The sequence below is a fragment of the Flavobacterium rhamnosi genome (assembly GCF_048286515.1).
Taxonomy (GTDB): domain Bacteria; phylum Bacteroidota; class Bacteroidia; order Flavobacteriales; family Flavobacteriaceae; genus Flavobacterium.
Window position 1 is genome coordinate 105540 of the sequence record NZ_JBLVPS010000008.1, and the last position, 19607, is coordinate 125146.

Consider the following 19607-nt stretch of genomic DNA (forward strand, 5'->3'; position numbering starts at 1 on the left):
TTATTAAAATCCCTCATAAAGATATGATTAAGAAACTCCTCCTTTCGTTTTTTCTGGTTTTGGTTAAATTTTCGGTTTCTTTTCAAACGAAAAATTACAAAAGATCAACAAGAGGAGATAGGAACATTGAAAGGGTTAATTCTTTAAATTTAGCACGTTTGTTTTTCGGCACCATTTCTAGTGCAAACATATGTAAACCGATATACGTTTCTGTATTGTTTTTTGCTGTTTCATTGGTTAGTGCTGCTACAAGAACAAGTACTGCTGCGGGTGGAACTTGGGCGAGTGGTTCAACCTGGGTTGGAGGTGTCGCTCCGGTAGCAGGAGATGATGTAATAATTGCAACAACGGGAGTAAACACCGTTACAGTGGGAACAGCTACGACTATTGTTAATGTCACTATTAATACAGGAGCCACTTTAAATATCGCAAACAGAACCCTTACTACAAGGGGATTTTTTGTCAACAACGGAACGCTTAAAGGAACAACAGGGATTATTGCGCTGACGGGCAATTTTACAAATTCCGGTAATTTTACGCTGACTACTGGTCGTTTAACCATTGTATCCGGAAATTTCAATAATTCAGGAACTTTTACTTTTACAGGAGCGGGAAGATTAGCTTTAGGTGGAGATTATAATACTTCAGGGACAGTTACCTTAGATTCTGGAGCAGTTCAATTTACAGGGACAGCAAATCAAACAATACAAGGATTTACTACAACGGGAACGGTTAGTATGCTGAAAACGGGTGGTACCGCCATGTTTACAGGAAATGTGGACGGAGGTGGATTCACAAGCAATGGATCAGGGGGTACATTAGATCTCGGGTTAGGATTGACTCATACTTTTTCGGGGACTTGGACAAGAACAGAGGGTACGTTGAATTGCGGATCGAGTATTTTGAAAATTGGTTTAGGTGTATCAGGTACAGGAGGATTATTTATAGCGGGAACCGGAACAGTGGAATATTATAGACCGGGAAATCAGGCAGCTGCTGCGCTTATTTATAATAATTTAGTATTTTCTGGATCAGGCACTAAATCATTTTCAACTACACCTATTGTAAATGGGAAGCTTACATTAGAAGGGACAGCAACCACCACAGTATCATCAACGGCAGTTATTACATATGGTCCAAATGCAACATTAGAATACAACACTACAAACGCGAGAACCGTATCAACGGAAGAATGGATAACTCCATTTGCTGCTTCTGGAGGTGTCGTCATAAATAGCAATCTGGTTATTACATTAAATGGTGCTAAAACTTTTAACAATTCTGTTCCATTAACTGTGAATAGTGGCGGTAAGTTAGCATTGTCTGATTTTTTGTTGACTCTAAGTGGAGATCTTATTAATAATGAAGGAAGCGTGACCGGAACTACAGGCGGGGTTACAATCACAGGAACTGTATCGCAAAACATTGGAGCTTTCACAACAACAGGTAGGGTGTCGATGTTAAAAACTGCGGGGACAGCAATTTTTACAGGTGCTGTAAATGGAGCGGATTTAGTAATTAATGGAGCAGGAGGTACTTTAAATCTAGGAGCGGAATTGACACATACTTTATCAGGTGATGTAACATTAACAAACGGGATATTGAATGGAGGCTCAAGCAGTCTTACTATAAATTCAACTAGCGCCACGACCTGGAATGGTACCGGTGCTAATTTTAATGCAGGAACTGGAACCGTGAATTTTGGTGGAGTAGCGCAAACAATTGCTACATCATCTACTTTTAATAATCTTATATTTTCTAATTCGGGAATAAAAACGTTAACGGGTGTCCCTACAATAAAAGGTATTCTTTCTATGGAAGGAACCGCAACTGTATCTGCGGCGCCAAACTATGATCCATCAGCTACACTTCAATACAATAGATCATTCTCTCAGCTTTCTGGATTAGAATGGATTACTCCATTTACCGCAACTGGAGGTGTTACTATTATCGGTTCAGGAATAATCACTGTAAGTGGAGTTAAAACATTTAGCCCTACTTCACCGCTAAATATCGCTGGTGGAGCAACTTTGGATAATGGTGGTTTTGCGATGACGGGAGGATTATTACTTTCGGTTGCTAGTGGTGGGGTATTAAAAGTTACCAGTACCAGTGCATTTCCGGATTTTATAAGCACTGCACTAAGTGTATTAAGTACGGTAGAGTATAATGGAAATGTTCAAACTGTTGCGACACATACGTATGGGAATTTAGCACTTAGCGGTACAGGAAATAAGACCTTTGTTTCAGCAACCACAATTGCCGGTGATTTAAAAATTAGCGGATTAGCAGTTGCGTTATTTTCCAGCGGTTTTTCTTCCTCACAATCCCTAACATTTGGGACAATGTTGCAAACTGCGGGTTCCTGGGGAGGTACCGTTTCTGCGGCAGTAAACGTTGATTTAGCTAGGTTTGGCTCTAGTACGATCGGGATTTTGAATGTTAATGTTTCCTGCACAGAAGGAACTTGGCTAGGCAGTTTGAGTTCCAGTTGGAACATCGCAGGAAATTGGTGCGGCGGGATTATACCCTCTTCAACTACTGATGTCATAATTACATCTGCATCTACAAACCAGCCGACATTGGGGTTAAATGCAAGTGTTCGAAATATAACTATTTCTAATGGTGCAGTTTTAACTATTTCAGGGTCAAATACATTAGCCATAAGTGGCAATTGGACAAATAATGGAATTTTTGTCCCTAATAGCAGTACTGCAAATTTTAATGGAACTATGCCTCAAACAATCAATGGGACAACAGCTTCAACCTTTAATAATTTTATAAACTCGAATGTACTCTCAGTCATTACTGCAGCAATAGGAGTTACAGTAAATAATGTACTAAAGATAAGTAATTCGTCATCGGTTCTTGATATGTCAAGCTTTGTGTTGAATGGTGGTGGAAGTTTTTCAAATTCTGGTAGTGGAAAAGTGATAACATCGAATAGCTCAGCTACTCCAATTCCTGCAAACAAGACTTGGACTAATACAGTGGTTTATAATAGTACAATAGGTGGTCAAACTATTGTTGGTGGTTCTTATACTGGAATACCTTCTCTTGAGTTGAAAAATAGTTCAGGAATTCAAACAGCATCTGGGAGTATTAGTACTGCCAATAAATTAAATATTGAGGGAGCAGGAACTCCTTTAATAGATATGAATGGTTTTGATTTGACATCTAATGTTTTAAATATTTCTGCTGTAAATGCAATACTGGATATGAGAAATGGCAGTTTTTCATATAGTGTTCTAGATGCTATGGATGGCACAATACGTTTTTCCGGACTGTCTAATGGAAAAGCTTTTCCTTCAGGTACTGTTGATTATTACGGAATAGGACAAACAGTTGCTGGTGGGAATTATTTTAATCTGCTTTTCTCGGGTGTTGGCGGGAGTTACGCTATTGGTAATAATATAAATGTTTCTGGCTCATTGAAGGTTGTTAATGGAGCGGTAGATGTTGAGGACTCCGTTTCTTTAAATTTAGATAATGCGGCTGCTGTTGTTCTACCTGGAACATTGACATTGAAAAATAATGCAAGTTTAGTACAAACAACGTACACGGGACCCAACACGGGGAATGTTAATGTTATAAGAAATACGAGTCCTATTAGATTAGATGATTTTACGTATTGGTCTTCGCCAACAAATGGAACACAAACACTATTTGATTTTTCTCCAAAAACTCAAGGAGATAAATTTTTTGATTACAATAATGACTGGGCTAATGTAAACGGTTCGACAACTGTTTTTGCACCTGGAATAGGATATGCCATTCGTTCTTCAGAAGAAATCCTAAGTTCGCCTGCAGTAGCTAATTCTTTTAAGTTTATTGGAGTGCCTAATAATGGTACAATTGATATTCCGGTGACGGCAAGGATATCAGATGGTGTGGGGGAGCGGTTAATAGGGAATCCATATCCTTCAGCCATAGATGCCGATGCTTTCATCAATGCGAATCTTTTAGGAACTGGAACAATAAACAAAACCATTACGGGGACCTTATACTTTTGGACGCACAATCACACCTTATCAGGTAATGATTATTTAGCGACAGATTATGCAACGTACAATTTATTTGGAGGAGTTGGGGTAAGTTCTGGAACTGGTAATTTAACTGATCCAAGCCAGTATATAGCTTCAGGTCAAGGGTTTTTTGTAGAAAATGATTTGGCTGGTAAAATTACGTTTGATAACAGTATGCGAATTGTTTCAAGCAACACCAATTTTTACAGACAGAAGAAAACCAAAAGTGAAGAAGATAACCATAGAATTTGGTTAAAATTACAAAAGAATACAGGTGATTTAACGGGAACATTAGTTGGCTATGGCTCTAATTCTACAAATGGCTTTGATCCTGGTTATGACAGTTATGTTTATGATGAGAACCAAGCTTTTTCGCTATATAGTTTTATTGGAACCACTAAAATGGCCATTCAAAGTAAAGCATTGCCTTTTGCAGATACGGATACAATTCCTTTAGGATATAGTATCAATGTCAATGGAATTGCAACAATCAGTATCGACAAAATGGACGGATTGTTTTCAGAAGATCAAAACATTTATTTACAAGACAAATTACTAAATGTAGTTCATAATTTAAAAGAAGATCCGTATGCTTTTAGTTCTGAAGTAGGTACATTTAATGAGCGTTTTGTATTGCGTTTTGCCACTACAAATTTGGCAACAGATGATTTAGAAATTAACAACAGCAGTATTTTAATTTCTAAAGACAAAAATGGATTGCAGATAAAATCAGAAGTAGAAAATATAAACAGAATTACTGTTTTTGATTTACTGGGAAGAAAAGTTTTTGATAAAGAAGCTATAGATAGTAATGAATTCCGTACTCCAAATATTAATTTGAATAAGCAAACGGTGATCGTAAAAGTAACTTTAACGGATGGTCAAATAATTTCTAAAAAAGTCATTTATTAGAGAATGTTTAATCGGTTAATACTTGTAACATCCCATTCTGTTCTGCGGAATGGGTTTTTTAATGCTTGTTTTGTATTATGCTAATAAAAATTGTATTGCAAACTAGCCGTACAGTTACCAATAAAATTTATATAAAAAAACACCATCTGTACGATGGTGTTAAATATATATATATATATTGTAGCGTCTATTTCTCTTTAGCAGATGCTTCAAGATTTCTGTCTATTGTATGTCCTGGTCTAGACCATTTTGGTTTTTCGCCAAGAGGAGCAAATTGAGAATCTGCAGCTTCAACTGTTTGTGGTTGAGAAACTTTTGTAAATGGTTTTTGAGGATTTAAACCTAACATTTCAAACATTTTCATGTCTTCATTTACATCAGGATTTGGTGTCGTAAGTAATTTATCTCCTGCAAAAATTGAATTCGCACCAGCAAAGAAACACATGGCCTGACCTTCGCGGCTCATGTTCATTCTGCCTGCGGATAAACGTACTTGAGTTTCAGGCATGATAATTCTGGTGGTTGCCACCATTCGGATCATTTCCCATATTTCAACTGGTTTTTCTTCTTCCATTGGGGTTCCTTCAACAGCAACCAATGCATTTATTGGCACTGATTCAGGTTGTGGATTTAATGTAGAAAGTGCTACAAGCATTCCTGCCCGGTCTTCGATACTTTCTCCCATCCCGATTATTCCACCACTACAAACAGTAACATTTGTTTTACGAACATTTTCAATGGTTTGCAAACGGTCTTCAAATCCCCGTGTTGAGATTACCTCTTTATAATATTCTTCTGAAGTGTCTAAATTGTGATTGTAGGCGTATAAACCTGCTTCTGCCAAGCGATGCGCCTGATTTTCTGTGATCATTCCAAGTGTGCAGCACACTTCCATATCCAGTTTGTTTATGGTACGAACCATTTCAAGTACTTGGTCAAATTCAGGGCCATCTTTTACATTTCTCCAAGCTGCTCCCATGCAAACACGAGAAGATCCGCTTGATTTTGCTCGCAATGCTTGCGCTTTTACTTGGCTTACTGACATTAGATCATTGCCTTCAATTTCGGTATGATATCGGGCAGCTTGTGGGCAATAGCCACAGTCTTCCGGGCATCCGCCAGTTTTTATTGACAATAAGGTTGAAACTTGAACAACATTAGGATCATGATGTTCTCTATGGATAGAAGCTGCTTCAAAAAGCAAATCCATCATAGGCTTGTTGTATATTGCGATAATTTCGTCTTTCGTCCAGTTATGTTTTGTAATGCTCATTGATACGATTATTAGATGCGCCAAAAGTAGTCAAATTGTTCTAAAGAAGCAATGTAATAACCTTGAAAAGCCAATTACAAACAATTAGGGGCTAAGTTAATCCGTTGCATGACGGTTGTTCCAATATAACATTAATAACATGGTGACAATTACTGAAGATGCGATTCCTTCAAAAAGCAAACAAATGGAATAGGTATTGACTGATGGATTTCCGCCAAACAAAAAGGTTTTGGGTAATGATTTTACATAGGAATCACCGCCATTCATGGAGCTGTAAATAACTAATCCAATGATGCTTAAAAACACTCCTATAAGTGAAGTGATCATCGCTGAAATGGCATTGGCAACAAAATTCTTTTTGCCTTCTGCAAGGTTCATTTCGATAGTCCGGTTTACACCATAAAAAACAAAAAACACATTAAGTATTCGCAAATAAAACACATCTGCAAATCCTAATGCATTCATGAGCAAAAAATAAACTCCAATTCCGATGAAAATAATACAGCCATTTAATAATTCTTTTGGAAGTTTCATGCTATTAGTTTTTAAAACTTAAAATAGAGTACATGTTTGACTTAAAAAAGTACGTTTGAAATCTATACAAATCTTTAGTATTGATTTAATTTTGATGTTTATCAGAAGTATAACGAGTTTCCCAATATAACATTAGCATAAATGTTACAATTACGGCTGAAACGATTCCTTCAAAAAGCAAAGAAATGGAGTAGGTCATCACAGATGGATTTCCGCCGAATAAAAAAGTTTTTGACAATGATTCGACATAGGAATCACCGCCCTGTAAGAAGCTGTAGGTTATTAGTCCAATGATGCTTAAAAACACCCCGGTGAGTGACGTGATTAATGCTGAAACAGCATTTGAGACTAGAATAGTGTTGCCTTCTGAAAAATTTGCTTTTAATGTTCTGTTGGTTCCGTAAAACACAAATAAGATGTTAAATAGGCGTAAGTAAATCAAATCAGCAAGACCCAAAAACTCCATTAACAGAAAGTAAAGTCCAATTCCGATGAAAATAATAAATCCGTTGTAAAATTCTTTTGGGAGTTTCATATGATTAGTTTTTAAAAAAGTTAAAAATAATACCGCTATGACAAATAATACATTACGTATCAAATTTACAGAAAATCTGACAATATTTTATTATATATGTTAAAAAAATAATTTATAAAAAAGCTAAATTTTATTTAAGTAATCTAGCGCAGTTTTTTTATCTTTTTCAAGTTGCTCCTTCAGAAGAGTAACGGATTCAAATTTTTGTTCTGAACGAATTCTTTGTAAGATGGATACCCTGATTTTTTGATGGTAAAGATCTTCATCGAAATCAAAATAATTAATTTCTATAGATTGACTTTCCCCATCAACAGTCGGATTGAATCCAATATTCATCATTCCAAAAACCGTTTCTTTATTGATGGTGCTTTTTACAATATAAACTCCGTTTTGAGGGATAAGCTTATAATTTTCATCAATTTTTAAGTTGGCGGTTGGAAAATTTATAGTTCTTCCCAATTGTTTTCCTTTGACAACTACTCCGGTCAGGAAATAATCATATCCTAAGTATTTATTGGCTAAGGCCATATCTCCTATTAATAATGCTTTTCTGATTTTGGTAGAACTCACGGAAATATCATTTATTTCCTGAACTGATATTTGCTCTACTTCAAAATCGTACTGTTTCCCAAAAGCGATAAGGTCGTCAATGTTCGCTGTGCGATTTCTTCCAAAACGGTGGTCGTAACCTATGATTATTTTTTGGATATGAAATCGATCTACCAGAACAGTCTTCACGAAATCTTCGGCAGTTAATCTTGAAAAAGCTTCGTCAAAAGGATGAATAACAAGGTTTTCAATGCCGATTTGTTCCAATAAATCTATTTTCTCATCGATGGTGTTGAGTAGTTTTATGTCGGAATGTTCCTGTAGAACCATTCTGGGATGAGGAAAAAAAGTTAGAACTAAACTTTCGTAATTCTGGTTTTCGTTTTTTTGGATTATTTTCTCCAGAATTTTTTTGTGCCCAATATGAACTCCGTCAAAGGTGCCCAAAGTTAGGATTGTTTTTTTTGTGGAACTGAAATCGTTTATAGAATGAAAAATCTTCAAAGCAAATATTTTATAATAGTGCAAATTTATACTATCTATTTTAAAAGTAACGGTATGAGGAATTGATTTTCGATAGATTTTAACGAAGGGCTCTAAAAAAATGACTTAAATGCTAAAAAATGATATCTTTAAACTGATATTTCGTTTAAAATATTAAGTAATGGATCCATTCATTAATATAAATGCTTTAATTTTGAAGTTAAAATATATTCAAATCATGAGAAGAACTATACTATTCCTTATAATTGTTCTTTCTAATTCAATGATCTATGGTCAAAATGGCTCTCCTTGGAAAAGAATTAATCAAGATGCGGTTGGTGTTTCGGAAAGAAACGGTGCTAAGCCAAATGCCGATAATGAGTTATTGTTCAAAGTAGATGAAATTGTTTTAAAGCAATTTTTGGAGCCACTTCATGCTAAAACAGCCAAGGGAAGTAGAATCGAAATCGCTATTCCAAATAGTAACGGTGTTTTGGAAAAGTTTTCAGTTTGGGAGTCCTCTAACTTTGAACCGGAATTGCAAGCTAAATACCCAGATATAAGATCATATGCCGGTATTGGAATTACAGATCGTAATGCTTCGCTTTACTTCAGCTTATCGCCAAAAGGAATTCAGACCATGATTCTGAGGGGTGATAGTGGATCTGAATTTATTGAGCCTTATTCTAAAGATAAAACGGTTTATGTTCTTTTTAATGCTAAAAGCAGGACAAGAGGTAGTTTACCTTTTACTTGCAAAACAGAAGATGTAGCTTTGAATAAACAATTGCTAAATAAAACCGGTAAAATGGCAGCAAACAATCAGGTTTTTAAAACTTTGAGGCTTGCTTTGTCTTGTACGGGTGAATATGCAACTTATTTTGGGGGAACTAAAGCAGGTGCTCTTGCTGGAATGAATGCGACTATGACAAGGGTAAACGGCGTTTTTAATAAAGATTTAGCCTTAAAATTAAATATTATTGCAAACAATAACCTCGTGATTTATACTGATGCCGCGAGCGATCCATATTCGGCGGTAGTAGATGAAGCTCCAACAGCGTGGAGTCAGGAAGTACAGACTACTTTGACTAATGTTATAGGGAATGGAAATTATGATGTGGGGCATCTATTTGGGGCAACCGGTGGTGGTGGAAATGCCAGTTGTATAGGCTGTGTATGTGTGGATCCCACAATTGATGAGCCTTTAGCAAAAGGGAGTGCTTTTACTTCGCCAAGCGATGCTAAACCAGAAGGAGATATGTTTGATATTGATTTTGTAGCTCACGAAATGGGGCATCAGCTCGGTGCAGGACACACCTTTTCATATGTCCTCGAGGGTGCTGGAATTAGTGTCGAGCCAGGAAGTGGTTCTACGGTTATGGCTTATGCAGGGGTAACCACTGACTATGATGTTCAGGCTACTTCTGATGATTACTTCACTTACGTGAGTATTAAACAAATTCAGGACAATTTGTCGACTAAAACTTGTCCTGTTAGTGCTGCAATCAGTAATAATCCTCCAACAATAAGTGCGGGTTCAGATTATATGATTCCGAATGGAACAGCTTTTAAGCTGATAGGGACGGGTTCAGATGTTAATGGAAATACGATTTCTTATTGCTGGGAACAAAATGACTCGGCTACCTCTACCAGTGGAGCTAGTAGTGTTGCTTTTCCCACTAAATTAGATGGTCCGCTTTTTAGATCGATGTATCCAAGCAGTTCTCCAGTGCGCTATATGCCTGCCTACAGCATGGTGCTGTCTAATAAATTGACTACAACTTGGGAATCTGTTTCTACTATTGAAAGAGTACTTCATTTTACCTTAACAGGTAGGGATAATGCGGCTCTTGGTACAGCACAAACTAATACTGATGAAATGATTGTAAATGTAAGCGGAACGGTTGGCCCATTTGCAGTTACGTCACAAAATACTGAAAATTCAAGTTGGGCTCAAGGAACAACACAAATGATAACTTGGAGTGTAAATGGTTCAAATACCTTAGTAGGCTCAGCCAATATAAATATCAGGCTTTCTACTGACGGCGGTTTGACTTTCCCTGTAACATTGGTGTCAAATACTCCAAATGATGGTTCTCAGTCAATCACAGTTCCAAATATTACAGCAAAAAAATGCAGAATTTTAATTGAGCCTACAGCCAATATTTATTATGCAGTAAACAGTAAGTCATTTGCAATTGGATATTCAGTTGTTTCATCCTGCAATACGTATACTTTTGCGGCCCCTTATCCTATACCGGAACAACTTGCTTATACTTCTAAAACCATTACAGTCCCGGTAGATGCAACTGTAGCAGATGTGAAATTATCTATTGGTTTAACACATTCGTTTATGTCAGATGTTCAAATGGATGTGATAAGCCCACAAGGTACAATTGTAAAATTATTTGAAAGAAGTTGCAATGCTACTAATAGTAGCCTATTGCTAAATTATGATGATTTAGGAGGGGCGCTTGTTTGTGGAACAACCACTGCTCAAACGGTATCGCCATATGAGCCTTTAGGGACTTTTAATGGGCAAAATTCACTGGGAGTTTGGACATTTAGGGTGCGTGATGCTTTTCCTGATGATACAGGAACAATAAATTCGGCGTCAATAACTATTTGTACACAAACATTTACTCTGGGAGCAACTGATTTCGAAATTAATGATTTTGTCTTGTATCCAAATCCAAACAAAGGGAGTTTTAATGTCCAATTTACAAGTAAATCTTCAAGTGGAGTGAAGGTAGCGGTACACGATTTATTAGGAAGGAAAATTTTCGAAAATGAATTTGAAAACAAGTCCGATTTCAATGAGAAAATTCAGTTGAAAAATGTTCAGCCAGGACTTTATTTGTTGACCGTGATAGATGGAGATAGAAAAGAGATACGAAAAATAGTAATTGAGTAAGTAATTTTATCTGTAAATAGAAAAAGGGAAACGTAATTGAATTATGTTTCCCTTTTTTTATTTTCCATTAAATGAGGTCATGGTGCTTTCTAGTCCTGCAGTTCCAAATGATTTTATAATCTCGGAAGCTAATTCTAACCGCTCCGGAAGTGCATTTTTTTCAGCATCATCCCAATCGCCAAGAACATAATCAACTTGTTTTCCTTTTTTGAATTCGTCGCTAATTCCAAAACGAAATCGGGCGTAGTTCTGTGTATTTAGGACAAGATTGATGTTTTTTAATCCGTTGTGCCCGCCATCGCTTCCTTTCTGTCTGATACGAATAGTTCCAAAAGAAAGATTCAAATCATCTGTAATGACCAAAATATTTTCTAAAGGAATGTTTTCTTTGTCCATCCAATAGTTAACGGCTTTCCCGCTCAAATTCATGTATGTGTTGGGTTTTAAAAGTAAAAAAGTTCTCCCTTTGAATTTGTATTCGGCCAGAGATCCCAATTTTACAGTTTCGAAGTTAATTCCTTCTTTTCTCGCAAAGAAATCGACTATTTTAAAACCAATGTTGTGTCTTGTGTTCACATATTCGGCGCCAATGTTGCCGAGTCCAACTATTAAAAATTTCTTCATACAATCCGTATTGTCTTCTGTTTTTGTTGATGAGAATAAATTTGAAATCCATGTTATCATGGTGCAAAAATAGACTTAATTAGAGTATTGGACTATTAGATTTTTAGAAAATCGTGATTGGAAACAAAATATTTATGAGTAGCCTTGATGGCAACGGGTGGTTTTTAGACTAGTTTTCGAAGTGAATATTGCGTAAGGCGAGGAGACATATTTGAAATCGAAGGTTAAAGATTTCTAGTTCCTTGAAATGAGAAAGGAAAATAAGAGGCAAAAAAAAAGCACCAGTTTTACAACTGATGCTTTCTTAAATGATTGAAAAAATATTATTTTTTCTTTCCTTTTGCAGGAGCTTTCAATGCTTTTGCTGCTTCTTGAGCTGCTTTCATAGCTGCACGAGAGATTCTTACTTGTGCAACAACAGTGTTGTCAGGGTGAATCAATTTGTATTTGTCAGAAACAAGTTTCGTAACGTACAATTTGTTACCCATTTGAAGTGGAGTAATATCAGCTTCAATAAAATCAGGAAGATTTTTAGGTAAAGCTTTTACTTTAAGTTTACGAGTGTTCAAACGTAAAACACCACCAGCAAGAACTCCTTTAGAAGTTCCAACCACTTTTACAGGAACTTCCATAGTGATTTCTTTGTCATCAAATAATTGAAAGAAGTCAATATGTAAAATCTTGTCAGACACCGGGTGAACCTGAATGTCTTGTAAAATGGCATGAAATGGTTTTCCTTTTCCAAGATCGATCTCAACTGTGTGAGCGTTTGGAGTGTAAACCAAGTTTTTGAAAGCCATAACTTCTGCTGAGAAATGAACTGCCTGATTTCCTCCGTATAATACGCAAGGAACCAATCCAGCATTACGTAAGGCTTTAGTCGCAACTTTGCCCACGCTTTCTCTTTCTGATCCTTTAATTGTAATCGATTTCATTGTAAAAAAAATATAGTTATTAAATAATATTCATGCTTTTTGTAAATGTAATAATTGATTAAGTATACTCAGGGGTTAAGCCTTCTGCATAGTATCCTTATTACATTATAAACTTTCCACTAATGGAATTGTTGTGGTGCACCATGTGCATAACTTCAGCAAAAAGAGGTGCACAACTCAACACTTTTATTTTGCTTGATTCTTTCTTTAATGGGATAGAATCGGTAACTATTAATTCGCTCAATTGCGAGTTCTCTATTTTTTCGTAAGCACCACCTGATAAAATAGCGTGTGTACAAATGGCTCTTACGCTTAATGCTCCTTTTTCGATCATTAAATCTGCGGCTTTCGCCAAAGTGCCTCCGGTATCAATCATGTCATCTACTAAGATTACATTTCGGCCTTTTACCTCACCAATTAATTCCATGGTGTCAATAATGTTTGCTTCTTTCCTTTGTTTGTAACAAATAACTACATCAGATTCTAAAAACTTAGAATAGGCATACGCTCTTTTTGAACCACCCATGTCTGGAGAAGCAATCGTTAAATTGTCTAAACCTAAACTTTCTATATAAGGTATAAAAATAGTCGATGCAAAAAGATGATCTACTGGTTTTTCAAAGAATCCTTGAATTTGATCAGCGTGCAAATCCATTGTCATTACTCTTGTTGCCCCCGCAGCATCTAATAAATTAGCTACTAATTTAGCTCCTATCGGAACTCTTGGCTTGTCTTTTCTGTCTTGTCTTGCCCAACCAAAGTAAGGAATTACTGCAGTAATGTGTCTTGCTGAAGCACGTTTTGCAGCATCAATCATCAGTAACAATTCCATTAAATTATCTGCAGTTGGAAAAGTGGAACAAACGATAAACACGCGTAAACCCCTGATAGACTCTTCGTAAGAAGGTTGAAATTCACCATCGCTGTACTTTGACATAGTGATTTTTCCTAATGGAATTCCGTATTGCTCTGCTATTTTTTCGGCAAGATAGACACTTTGTGAACAAGCAAAAATTTTAGCTTCTGGTTCTAGGTGTGACATTTAATTTGTTGTTTTGTAGTTAGTTGTGAGTTCGGTTTTTAACGAGGTGCAAATTTATAAAATTTATTCAACTCTGAAAGGAAAAAATTAAGTATTTTTAGTAGAACTTTTAATATTATTTTTTACATTTGCACCGTGTTAAAGGAATTGATGGTTGATTTAAACACAATCACATCTTTTATTGCGTTGAAATAATTGTTATTATTTCATGTCTGCTAAGCCCGGATGGCGGAATTGGTAGACGCGCTGGTCTCAAACACCTGTGGGAAACCGTGCCGGTTCGACTCCGGCTCCGGGTACATTAAAGTCCGTAATTTCTTGATTTATCAAGTGTTACGGGCTTTTTTCGTTTGTATTTGCCAGCTATCTAAGTATGGATCAATCCCAATATCTGTGGAAAACTAAAATTAAGGATAGATAATTGGTTAGCGTATAGGGCCATTTTATTTTGATGATTCAGATTTAGAAATTGTAGTACCGAACTTGGGAACCCTGTAAAAAACAAAAGCAATCTGGCAACAAAGTAGGACGCTTCAAAACAATAAAAATGTGCTGAAAACACCCTTCGAATAAGAAGTTCTTCTAGTTTTTAATTCCTCTGATAAATTAATCTAAGTAATTGACGATCAATATGACAATATTTTTAGTAGGACGTTATTTATATAAAATTATTTTTGTATTCTTGTAAGTGTAAATTAAACACTTAATTATGAAAAAAATACTTTTGCTCACTTTATTGACTATGTCATTAACTTCATTTACAGGAAAATCAACCAGTTTCTTTTTTGTAAATGCGGATAAAACAATAAAAATTGAATTTAATCTGACTCAAAGGAAGACTCCTTATTATAAGGTTTTCTTTAAAGAGAAATTAGTCATCAATACTTCTGATTTGGGGATTATAAGGGAAGATGCCAATTTTTATACAGATTTAAAAATAGTAAAGGTTTCTAAATTGAAGCCAATTAAAGCAACGTATTCTATGTTGCAAGGGAAAAAAAAGCAAATCTCTTATGTGGCAAATCAGTACACAGTGAGTTTACAAAACAATAAAGGGGAATCAATGGATATTATTTTTCAATTATCCCATGATGGAATTGCTTTACGGTACCACTTTCCAGAGACCTCAAAAGAAATCAAAAAAATAGCCGAAGAGAAAACCAGTTATAATTTTGATACAACGGTAAAAGCTTGGTTACAGCCGATGTCTAAGGCAAAAACAGGATGGAAAGAAACCAATCCATCTTATGAAGAGCATTATGCTATGGGGGTTCCAGTAAATACAAAACCAGCGATCGGAGAAGGGTGGGTATATCCTGCTTTGTTTAATGCCAATAATACCTGGCTTTTAATTTCTGAAGTGGGACTGCCAAGAAATTATTGTGGCAGCCGATTAGTGTATAATGACGCTTCAAACGCGTTACAAGTGACCTTTCCTCAAAAAGAAGAAGTTTTTCCTAATGGTGCCTTGAATCCTGAATCCCAATTGCCATGGTACACGCCTTGGCGTATTATTACTGTAGGATCATTAAAAACAATTACAGAAAGTACCTTGGGAACTGATTTGGCTGATCCGTCAACCGTTACAGATACTTCATTCATCAAAAGTGGTATTGCCTCTTGGAGTTGGGTTTTATTGAAAGATGAATCTGTAAATTTCGAAACAACCCATAAATTTATTGATTACGCAGCTGCTATGAATTGGCCTTATTGCTTGATTGATGCCGATTGGGATACCCGAATAGGTGATGAGAAAATGAAAGAATTGTCGGTCTACGCTAAAGGTAAAAACGTGAAATTATTGGTTTGGTATAATTCATCAGGATCTTGGAATAGTACTGAATATCATCCAAAAAGTAAATTAATAACCCATGCCGACAGAGTAAGAGAGTTTACCAGACTTAGCAAGATGGGTATTGCAGGTATCAAAGTAGATTTTTTTGGTGGTGACGGACAATCGATGATTGCCTATTATCATGATATGTTGCAGGATGCTGCAGCTTATAAATTGTTGATTAATCTGCATGGAGCGACTTTGCCAAGAGGCTGGCAACGCACCTATCCTAATTTATTAACTACCGAAGCGGTAAAAGGATATGAATACATTACATTTTTTCAGGATATTGCTGATTTAGCGCCAACGCATTGTGCGATGCTTCCTTTTGCACGTAATGTTTTTGATCCGATGGATTTTACGCCAACGGTATTGGATTCTATTCCAAACATACAGCGAAAAACCACTCCTGCTTTTGAACTAGCACTTCCTGTCTTATTCTTATCCGGAATTCAACATATGGCTGAAACACCAGATGGAATGGCTAAAATGCCGGCCTACGTAGTAGATTATTTAAAGGATGTTCCGACGAATTGGGATGATTCTAAATTTATTGACGGCTATCCAGGAAAATATATTGTTATGGCCAGAAAAAAAGACAATGTTTGGCATATTGTAGGTATAAATGGAGAGAAAATTACAAAAGAAATCGAAATTGATTTGTCTTTTGTGGTTAATGCTGCAGGTTTTATTATTAGTGAAAACAAGAAAGGTTTTGAACAACATCCAGTATCAAAAAGCACTAGACTGAAAGTAACGATGAAGCCTCATGGAGGGTTTGTGGTGAAGATATAAATTCTTAAAATGCTTAATTACAAAACGTCGAAAGCATAAGACTTTCGAGGTTTTGTAATTTAAAGGAGTTTCTGACTTTTGAACGGTAGGTAGTGAATCGGTCTTGTAAAACAATAATGATGTAAAGATTGTTTATCTCCTGGAAGTTTGTTTTGAACAAGCGGTTAAGCAAGTAGATAGATTTTATAAGATTAATGTTCTGTGACAAGATTTTAAAAATTGAATCATGGTTTAAAATGAAAAACCCCGGACTTTACATCCAGGGTTACTAACTAATTCCATATGATAAACCAAACCATTCAACTTATTAATTATGGGTATAGAAAAAAATCTATTATAGTTAGTATCTTTATTTTTCAGTTATTTAACTGAAAACTTAAATGTTGTTTTTGTTTTATAATGCTCTCCAGGGTTTAGAACAGTAGATGGGAAATCTTTTTGATTTGGTGCATCAGGATAGTGTTGTGTTTCTAGACAAAAACCAGTTCTGTGTGCATATGTTCCACCGTTTCTCATCGGTAAAGTACCGTCTAAAAAATTGCCTGAATAAAATTGTATTCCTGGTTGATCTGTATATACTTCAAGTAATCTTCCGCTTCCTGCATCATAAGCAGAAGCCGCAAAACGTTCTCCTTTATCTTGGTTATTTAATACCCAACAGTGATCATAACCTAGTCCTTTTTTCAGCTGATCGTCCTTCGCTTCTATATCTTTTCCAATAACTTTAGGCTTTCTAAAATCGAAAGGGGTATCAGTTACATCGGTCAATTTACCTGTTGGAATTAGCGTTGCATCAACTGGAACTAATTTGTCAGCATCAATACTGATTTCATGATTCAAAATTGGTTTTGAAAAATCAGATGACAAGTTAAAATAGGAATGTTGCGTCAAATTTACCACAGTTTTCTTGTCGGTAGTCGCTTCATAAAGTACGTCTAATGAATTATCATCTTTCAGTGTATACGTTACAAAAACAGTCAGGTTTCCAGGGTATCCTTCTTCCATGTCTTTACTGACATATTTCAACTTCAGGGATGCGATGTCTCCACCTTTTGCTTCTTCGGCAGTCCAAACGACTCTATGGAATCCTTCTGGTCCACCATGTAAGGCATTTGGCGTATTATTGATTGCCAACGAATATTCTTTTCCGTCCAAAGTAAATTTACCTTTTGCTATTCGGTTACCATATCTTCCAATAAGGGCTCCAAAATACGGATTGGGTTTCATGTATTGCTCTAATGAACTAAAACCGATAACAACCTCTTCAGATTTACCTGCTTTGTTAGGAACTTTTAAAGAGGATATAATACCACCATAAGTGATAATGTCTACTTCCATTCCTTTTTGGTTTTTAAGTTTGTAACTGTCTATTTTTTCGCCTTTTGGAGTAGTTCCGTAAGCCGTTTTTTCGATAGTTACCACTTCTGTAGCTTTTGCTTCTGTAGTAGTTTCTTCCACTTTTTTATCGCTTTTGCATTGAATATTCATACTGGCCAAACTGGCTATGGAAATTCCATAGATACAACGTTTTAATACATTCATAATTACTGGTTTTTAGTTATTATAGACCATGCTGAAACAAATGATAATACGCTTCATTCGCATTAATTTTATCCTTAAAATCTCTTACGGTTGTTTTCTCATCGATAACAAGCAATTCTATTCCTGCAATATCGGCAAAATCTTCCATATATTCTGTTGTAATCACTTGGCTATACACAGTATGATGTGCACCGCCAGCCAATATCCATGTTGTTGCAGCAATATCAAGGTCTGGTTTACAATCCCATAATACACGAGCCACAGGAAGTTTAGGTAAATCAGCCAGAGGCGCTACTGCTTCTACTTCGTTTACGATTAATCGGAAACGGTTACCCATATCAATCAATGAAGCATTAATGGCATTTCCGGCAGCAACATTAAATACCAAACGGACAGGATCTTCTTTTCCACCTATTCCTAATGGATGTACTTCACAAGAAGGTTTAGCATCAGCAATAGAAGAACAGATTTCCAACATGTGAGAGCCTAAAACGTATGATTTTTGAGGTGTGAAATGATAAGTGTAATCTTCCATAAATGAAGTTCCGCCTTCAAGACCTACATTCATTACTTTCATCGCTCGGAGTAATGCAGCCGTTTTCCAGTCACCTTCTCCTCCAAAACCGTATCCATCTGCCATAAGGCGTTGTACAGCAATACCAGGAAGTTGTTTTAATGAGCCAAGGTTTTCAAAAGTATCTGTAAATGCTTTGAATCCTCCTTCTTCAAGGAATGCTCTCAATCCTAATTCAATTTTTGCAGCCTCTACTAATGAGTCTCTTTTTTCTCCACCTTTTTGAAGTGCTGGAGCCAAATTATAAGATGCTTCATATACTTCGACTAATTTATTGGTGTCAGTGTCAGAAACCGCATCTATATGTTTTGTTATATCCGAAGAGTCGAAACCATTTACCGAAAAACCAAAACGGATTTGGGCTTCGACTTTATCACCTTCGGTTACAGCAACTTCACGCATGTTGTCTCCAATTCTAGCGACTTTTAAGTTTTGGAACTCATCCCAACCTAAAACCACTCTGGACCAAATGCCTAATTTCTTTTGAACACGTTCGTCTTCCCAATGTCCTACGACCACTTTGCGTTTTTTGCGCATTCTAGACATGATAAAACCAAATTCTCTATCTCCGTGTGCTGATTGATTTAAATTCATAAAGTCCATATCCATAGAAGCCCATGGAATTTCTGCATTGAATTGTGTATGTAAGTGGCACAATGGCTTTTTAAGAATACTTAATCCGCCTATCCACATTTTAGCTGGTGAAAAAGTATGCATCCAAGCAATAATACCAATACAGTTTTTGTTCGAATTAGCTTCTAAACATACATTAGTTATTTGAGCAGGTGATTTTACCACGTCTTTATACACGACTTTCACTGGAATATGTGATGAGCCATCCAATCCTCTTGCAATGTGTTGGGAGTGTTCAGCTACTTTTCTTAGCGTTTCTTCACCGTATAATTCTTGGCTTCCTACTACAAACCAAACTTCCTTTTGAGATATATCGATCATATTTTTTGTTTAATGTTTTCTTAGTCTATATTATAAAGCTTTCAGAATTCAATAGAAATTGTATTTAAAAGCTATCATTTCT

Annotated in this window: 12 protein-coding genes and 1 tRNA gene; 4 read left to right on the top strand and 9 right to left on the bottom strand. The window is 36.1% G+C overall.

Annotated elements, in window-relative coordinates; all coding sequences use genetic code 11:
- The first annotated feature begins 23 nt into the window (after window positions 1–23).
- Complete coding sequence (locus tag ACNQGN_RS08785) at window positions 24–4937, top strand: T9SS sorting signal type C domain-containing protein (protein ID WP_417987455.1); 4914 nt, start codon at window positions 24–26, stop codon at window positions 4935–4937.
- 187 nt (window positions 4938–5124) lie between these two features.
- Here the strand turns inward: ACNQGN_RS08785 and bioB are convergent, their stop codons facing one another.
- The 4 genes from bioB to ACNQGN_RS08805 all read right to left on the bottom strand — a co-directional run bounded on the left by bioB (window position 5125) and on the right by ACNQGN_RS08805 (window position 8332).
- Window positions 5125–6210 (bottom strand): biotin synthase BioB, encoded by a 1086-nt coding sequence (gene bioB, locus ACNQGN_RS08790; RefSeq protein ID WP_143387225.1) that lies wholly within the window; start codon window positions 6208–6210, stop codon window positions 5125–5127.
- 96 nt (window positions 6211–6306) lie between these two features.
- Window positions 6307–6744, bottom strand: coding sequence for a hypothetical protein (locus ACNQGN_RS08795; RefSeq protein WP_417987456.1), 438 nt, complete (start codon window positions 6742–6744; stop codon window positions 6307–6309).
- Between the two features lie 85 nt (window positions 6745–6829).
- Window positions 6830–7279, bottom strand: a complete 450-nt coding sequence (locus ACNQGN_RS08800; RefSeq protein WP_417987457.1) for a hypothetical protein — start codon at window positions 7277–7279, stop codon at window positions 6830–6832.
- Between the two features lie 123 nt (window positions 7280–7402).
- On the bottom strand, window positions 7403–8332 hold the full coding sequence (locus tag ACNQGN_RS08805; protein WP_417987458.1) for a bifunctional riboflavin kinase/FAD synthetase: 930 nt from the start codon (window positions 8330–8332) through the stop codon (window positions 7403–7405).
- Between the two features lie 160 nt (window positions 8333–8492).
- Here ACNQGN_RS08805 and ACNQGN_RS08810 point away from each other — a divergent pair, with 160 nt between their 5' ends.
- Window positions 8493–11225 (top strand): zinc-dependent metalloprotease, encoded by a 2733-nt coding sequence (locus ACNQGN_RS08810; protein WP_417987459.1) that lies wholly within the window; start codon window positions 8493–8495, stop codon window positions 11223–11225.
- Between the two features lie 57 nt (window positions 11226–11282).
- On the opposite strand, the gene pth is transcribed toward ACNQGN_RS08810, so the two are convergent.
- The 3 genes from pth to ACNQGN_RS08825 all read right to left on the bottom strand — a co-directional run bounded on the left by pth (window position 11283) and on the right by ACNQGN_RS08825 (window position 13826).
- Entirely contained in the window at window positions 11283–11909 is a 627-nt protein-coding gene (gene pth, locus ACNQGN_RS08815) for an aminoacyl-tRNA hydrolase (RefSeq protein ID WP_417987460.1), read from the bottom strand.
- A 263-nt stretch (window positions 11910–12172) separates the two neighbouring features.
- Entirely contained in the window at window positions 12173–12784 is a 612-nt protein-coding gene (locus tag ACNQGN_RS08820; RefSeq protein WP_417987461.1) for a 50S ribosomal protein L25/general stress protein Ctc, read from the bottom strand.
- 100 nt (window positions 12785–12884) lie between these two features.
- The gene (locus ACNQGN_RS08825; RefSeq protein ID WP_417987462.1) at window positions 12885–13826 is read right to left on the bottom strand and encodes a ribose-phosphate pyrophosphokinase; all 942 of its coding nucleotides are present in this window, start codon (window positions 13824–13826) and stop codon (window positions 12885–12887) included.
- A 219-nt stretch (window positions 13827–14045) separates the two neighbouring features.
- Here ACNQGN_RS08825 and ACNQGN_RS08830 point away from each other — a divergent pair.
- Together ACNQGN_RS08830 and ACNQGN_RS08835 are read left to right on the top strand one after the other, a co-directional pair.
- Window positions 14046–14125: transfer RNA gene (locus ACNQGN_RS08830), tRNA-Leu, on the top strand.
- A 410-nt stretch (window positions 14126–14535) separates the two neighbouring features.
- Window positions 14536–16455: a glycoside hydrolase family 97 protein gene (locus tag ACNQGN_RS08835; protein ID WP_417987463.1), complete on the top strand. Its 1920-nt coding sequence runs from the start codon at window positions 14536–14538 to the stop codon at window positions 16453–16455.
- Between the two features lie 360 nt (window positions 16456–16815).
- On the opposite strand, the gene ACNQGN_RS08840 is transcribed toward ACNQGN_RS08835, so the two are convergent.
- Window positions 16816–17997, bottom strand: coding sequence for an aldose epimerase family protein (locus ACNQGN_RS08840; RefSeq protein ID WP_417987464.1), 1182 nt, complete (start codon window positions 17995–17997; stop codon window positions 16816–16818).
- Between the two features lie 19 nt (window positions 17998–18016).
- On the bottom strand, window positions 18017–19525 hold the full coding sequence (gene araA / locus ACNQGN_RS08845) for an L-arabinose isomerase (protein ID WP_417987465.1): 1509 nt from the start codon (window positions 19523–19525) through the stop codon (window positions 18017–18019).
- Window positions 19526–19607 lie beyond the last annotated feature (82 nt).